General features: G+C 36.1%; 4 protein-coding genes. 1 reads left to right on the plus strand and 3 read right to left on the minus strand.

What is annotated here, in order from left to right; genetic code table 11:
• Positions 1-171: 50S ribosomal protein L32 (gene rpmF, locus ACFIO3_RS07530; protein ID WP_375704270.1), on the plus strand; the 171-nt coding region annotated here is incomplete at its 5' end.
• Positions 172-2,387: 2,216 nt separating this feature from the next.
• On the opposite strand, the gene ACFIO3_RS07535 is transcribed toward rpmF, so the two are convergent.
• The 3 genes from ACFIO3_RS07535 to ACFIO3_RS07545 form a co-directional block, all read right to left on the minus strand.
• Positions 2,388-2,972: a CarD family transcriptional regulator gene (locus ACFIO3_RS07535; RefSeq protein ID WP_375608404.1), complete on the minus strand. Its 585-nt coding sequence runs from the start codon at positions 2,970-2,972 to the stop codon at positions 2,388-2,390.
• 307 nt (positions 2,973-3,279) lie between these two features.
• A complete protein-coding gene (fdxA, locus tag ACFIO3_RS07540; RefSeq protein WP_375608405.1) occupies positions 3,280-3,618 on the minus strand; it encodes a ferredoxin FdxA in 339 nt (112 codons plus the stop codon).
• Between the two features lie 21 nt (positions 3,619-3,639).
• Positions 3,640-5,232, minus strand: coding sequence for a hypothetical protein (locus ACFIO3_RS07545; protein WP_375608406.1), 1,593 nt, complete (start codon positions 5,230-5,232; stop codon positions 3,640-3,642).
• Between the last annotated feature and the right edge of the window lie 624 nt (positions 5,233-5,856).

Genomic DNA, 5,856 nt, shown 5'->3' on the forward strand with positions numbered 1-5,856 from the left:
CCTAAACGAAAAACCTCTCCAGCGAAGAGGGGCATGCGCCGTTCGGCTGATGCTCTGAAGGCGCCGACTTATATCGAGGATAAAAATTCTGGTGAATTGCGTCGCCCTCATCATATTGATTTAAAAACGGGAATGTATCGTGGACGTTCCGTTTTAGTTGTTAAGGATTGAGTGTTTTTATCTCTCTTCCAGAGGTTATGCTTCCTTTGATATATCGGCGATATACGTGGGCAAAGCGTGTCTTTTCGCTTTAAGATGGATGTTGAGGCGCCCTTGCGTCGCCCTCATCGCATTGGTTTAAAAACGGGAATGTATCGTGGACGTTCCGTTTTAGTGGTTAAGATTTTAGTGTTTTTATCTCTCTTCCAGAGGTTATGCTTCCTTTGATATATCGGCGATATGCGTGGGCAAAGCGTGTCTTTTCGCTTTAAGATGAGTGTGTGGGGCTTAAGGTTTTTCCATAGAAAATGATTCCATTGTTGGAGATGATTTTCTCGTTTTTTTGAGAAGTTATAAAGGATTATTCGTATACAGTTCTTTTATGATGACTGAGTGAAGAGTTTTTCATTGGTATCGATATAAGTTATTTTAGTAATGGAATCATTTTCTTAAGAAGATTCTTAAAGAATTCTCTTCTGGAGAAGGTAAAAGGCAAGAATAAAAATAATCCATTGTTTTGCGCCTTGAATGAAAAGCTTATCGTGGGATTATCTCATTTCACATCTGTTCTATGTTGAATTAATTACAATCTATTTTTCTACACATTATAAGTGGGGATGGCATGGAGGTAAAAACTATATAAGAAAACAAAAAATACCCGTAACGAACTATCTCAAGTGCCAAAAGCTTTAGGCAACATGGTGGCTGACAAATAGAGTATATAATGAAAGTGACAGCTTGCTCTTTTATAAAGTATAACGACGACAACACCCTATGAAGTTTATACACCTCACTAAAACTTTACCATTATACCATTCATAATCGCCGTTATAAAATAGCTACAACAAACATTAAGAAATATTTCTTAAAAAAACATGTGAATGTACAACACAAGCATATTTTATCTTGATCGTTTTATTTTGCATAAGAAGCATACCCCCAGAACGTGATAAGTAAAAGCGTGAAGCAATCTCCATTCTTTAAAAGACATCCCTTTAGATACTTTTGAAAGCTGTAAAGCTAAATTAAAAAATAACAATAAGAATAAACGTTGGCATTCATCCTTACAACTTCATATTATTTCCAAAATAAGGCGATATTCTCGTTATGCAGATTACACAAAAAGATAGATTCAATATTCTTACGCCAATCGGATACATAAAGTCTGAAACGAAATCATAAAGCCTTTAAGAGTCTCAATCTTTGTTTAGAACATACTGCTAAGAAGTGGATATTAATCCATAGACAACAAAAAAGCACAAACTTTATAAGGTCAGCAATACCATAAAACCATTAACAAATCAGCTATGGATTGGAGCGCCCTACCGACTTTGATAAAATATTTTGTGAAATCCCATGCATGACACATCTAATTATATGTTTTCTTATTTTTATAAGCTGTTCGTAATAAATCCTTTATATCCATAAAGATCAGAAAAATATATGAACAATTCTTCGCTTAAAATATAAAAAGAAAGCATGACACTCATAGAAAAGTCTCATGTGCCTTATCATCACAAGGACTGAAGCTTATTGAATAAGTACATCTTCTATTTTGCCCATTTTCTTTTTTCTGCTTATAAGCGAGCACGCTGGCACTCTCCATACACTTAAGCCCCCAATATCGCAATTAAGTCTTGCATTTGAAAGCGTTTATTACAGATATTTTTTTGCTTTCTTATATAGTTTTTACCTCCATGTCATCTCCACTTATAATGTGTAGGAAAATAGATTGTAATTAATTCAACATAGAACAGATGTGAAATGAGACAATCCCACGATAAGCTTTTCGTTCAAAGCGCAAAACAAAGGATTATTTTTATTCGTCAATGCGATATTGGCAAAGATCACATTCTTTCACTGAGAAATGTATGTCACAAATATAAGCTCTATGGACAAAAACCATTGCCTTAAATATTGATCATATATTCTCATAAAAAACACTTCATGCTTCAAGTCTTACATGGGTTATAACCACCCCAAAAAACGTTATTTGAGGATCTAATTTAATATGAACAACATCTACTTATCATTATAAATCAATGTTTATCTGTAAAGATAAGAAAATGAGGAGGCCGTAGGTGGATCTTACAGACAAGTTTTAGACTGTTTACAGATTGGGGCGCTGATTAAAAACTTCATCCTTAAAGGGACAAAGGATGCTCAAAAAATAAAACCAGCTCTTTGCTGGTTTTATCAAAATATCTGGTTATGATGAAAGGAGTGTATTATGCAGCGTAGACAGCTTTGCTATCTTCATCTGTTTCTTCTCTCTCAGTTTTAAATTCACGTTTTGGCTTGTTGGAGAGATGCATTTCTATGAGATTGATCGCTTCTGTTTCAGAAATACTATTAATAACCGCAATTTCGCGGGCCATTCTTTCAAGAGCAGCAGTATAAAGTTGACGTTCAGAGTAGGATTGTTCAGGCTGTAGGTTAGAGCGGAAAAGATCACGGACCACTTCGGCGATGCAAATAAGATCTCCTGAGTTGATTTTAGCATCATATTCTTGTGCACGGCGTGACCACATGGTTCGTTTAACACGTGCTTTCCCATGTAAGATTTTTAAGGCGCGTTCAACGGAATCACCAGCAGATAATTTACGCATTCCAACAGAAAGGGCTTTTGCAATGGGGACTTTGACATCCATTTTATCTTTCGCAAAATGAATGACAAAAAGTTTTAATTTGTGTCCTGCAACTTCCTGATCTTCAATCGCTATAATCTGTCCTACTCCATGCGTAGGGTAAACGATATATTCAGAGGTTGCAAATTCTTTAGTCTTGGAGGACGTTCCATGTTGGGATGCCATATTTTAGTTTACTCCCTTATGATCAACAAATGTATCGGAAAACAGGTTATAAACCTGAGGGTTGAGTTTTCTTTAGCCAAGTATATTGTATCAATTAAGTGAGCATAAAAGCCGCATACTTTTAAATCCAACGAAAATACATCGCTTTACTACAAAAAGTAAAGAAAAATACTTAGAAAGATGATCATGTTAAAATAACACTAACATCAAATATCAAAAGAATCAATCATTTCGCTTAAGGATTTTTTTATTTTTACGAGAAAAGTCTTTCAATTGTTGAAAGAAGGAGCTGTACACTGTATCATTACTACTCGCCACTTCCTGGATTTTCTGAAAAATACTTTTCTAATTTGTTTGGAACGCCATCCATTTCTTTTGCTTGAGGAAGAGGGTCTTTGCGGGACGTTAAATTAGGCCATTTGTTCGCATATTTAAGATTAAGTTCTAACCACTTTTCGAGCCCTGGTTCGGTGTCAGGGATAATGGCTTCCGCCGGACATTCCGGCACGCACACACCACAATCGATACATTCATCAGGGTGAATGACAAGCATATTTTCACCTTCATAAAAACAATCGACAGGGCAAACTTCAACGCAATCAGTATATTTGCAATGAATGCAATTATCAGTTACTACATGAGTCAATATCTACCTCCATTTATTATTTTAGTGATCTTTGGAGGAAAGTGCTTCTGTATCTTTATTACTTACAAGTTTATTACGTAGCACAGCTAATTTTGCAAAAGGTGAATCAGGATTAGGGATCTTTTCTTTTTGAAAAGGTTTATGATTCGCACGTTTGCCTTGGGATTTGTGGAACTTATGAGAACGTTTTGTTTGTAATGGTACTTCGTGAGGAGAACTTTCATTCCTGTTTTCTCCTTTTTCTACAGCGCTCTTCGGTTTATTTTGCCACTTATTTCCAGATTTATCACGTTTTTTTTGTGCGTTGTGGTGAAATTGATGCTTATAATGCCATAATAAAACAACCTTATCTTCCGTTGCTGGGAAGGGAGGCTTGGCAAAATTTCCAACAGGTTCAGCTGTTGGTAAACGATAGGTGTGATTGGTGTGATTTCCAACACAAGAGGATGAAAGGTTAGAAGATGAAGTCCTCTTTTCTTCTTGTGTTGTTTCTGAAATACTGATTGTTTGCCATTGGCTGCCAACGCATTCTGCTGCAGAAACATCTTGCGTTGTTCCATTGATAGGGGAAGAGGCTTTATGTGTAAGGAGATTTTGTTCAAAAACAACATTGCTTATGCTGCACGATTGATAGCCAAGTCCTTTGAGGATTTCTTCCATATCATTTCCATTGGCTCCAAGAATGGACATCATGGCTGGTGTAATAAAAAAACTTTTGCCGTCATAGGCACCATCGGGTTTGGGAGTACTTCCTTGTTTCCAATGAAGAGCAAGGCGGATAAGATTGGCAAGACGTTCTAAAATATCAATTCGTACTGCACGTTGTCCTAAAATTCGGTAACCGGCTAATTGATAAAATTGGCGGTTATAGGTAGGGTCAATAATCAAAGAGGTTCGACCAGCAGATAATGCTGCAAAAATTTCACCCAAACCAGTTTGGTCTTGTCCCACATTTTGAAGATTCCACAGGAGGGTAATGGCTTGGACGGGAGCGGGTTTAAGCATTCCTGCAACATAGATATGAAAAGCGCCAAAACGTACGCCTAGACGACGAAGCACGGCACGTGATTCTTGCGCAAGGCTTTTGACAATGTCTAAAACTTCACGGCGTGGTAAAATCCCTAAAGAGTTAACCAGTTGTAAGGCAAGACTGTTTGTTGAATCTGTCAAATTATCAGCATGGCGCAAATCAAACAGGGGTTTTAAAGTTGTTTCAAAATGAAAGGTTACAAAGCGCTCTAATCGTTTCATAACATTATCGCGGGATTCTCCCGTGAGTTGTGCATCTGCTAAAACTATTAGTTTTGGTTTGAAAAAATCTTCTGTTGCTATAAGTTGTCCTACCGGTTGACCAATCCAGCGCACAATTCCATCAGAACTAAGAGTAAGATCTCCATTTGCACAAGCACAAAAACGTGTTGCGCGTTTGGAAAAAGCAAGAATCAAATCTTCATTCTTTGTTTCTGTCGAAATTTGATTCTCAGTCGTTTGATCAGGATTGTTTTTGTTGGCATAAAAACGAAAACCTTCAAATTTACCTCTTCCGTGTTTTTCAATGAGAATATCATCCTGAAGAATCTCATTCTGTTGAACAATCTTGCTATCCATGATCATTTTCTTTCTCAGTGCGACACTGGTAAAAAGCTTTGTGCGACGATTTCATAATGCTGTTATTTCTTTACACGTTTGTTGCGTTTGCTTCAATCACTCTTGTCGTTTTTTGCTGTTTCTTTTTGCGCCTTTAAAACTTAGATGATTCTTTTTTATTCAGTTTGCATTCAGTTAGGATGCTTTAATATTTGTAAATTACACTTATTGGTTGTGTTGTAAAGCTGAAAACATAAATAAATTTCTCAATTGAAAAGGAAACGGAATCGGTCATCAAAAAAAACAACATTTGTTTTGTCTGATCATTTTTTTTGCTGTTTTGTCATGAAAAGTGAAGAGAAAGTTTTTTCAAACATTTCATAGGCTAAAGGGCGTGTTGCAAAGGCGTTTTAGAGGTGAAACTATATCTTATAACAAGAAGTTTTACCATAACAATAAAAAAACAATTGCGATTATAAAATTACACGCTAAAGTAGTATTAGCATAAGTGAACAACTTTTGCGTTCTTTTAAAAAGAGAACAATGATGTCGTTGCCAAATCAATTTTGATAATTTTAATCGCAAGGGGTTATTATGGGTAATCTTTCAAATGCTGTTTATAAAAGCAGCAAAAATTATAGCGATGCAGAC

This window comes from Bartonella sp. AD328YNZD, from assembly GCF_042196425.1.

Coding starts and splice junctions, on each gene's coding strand:
- ACFIO3_RS07535 (WP_375608404.1), bottom strand. CDS start 2,972: ATGGCATCCCAACATGGAACGTCCTCCAAGACTAAAGAATTTGCAACC.
- ACFIO3_RS07545 (WP_375608406.1), bottom strand. CDS start 5,232: ATGATCATGGATAGCAAGATTGTTCAACAGAATGAGATTCTTCAGGAT.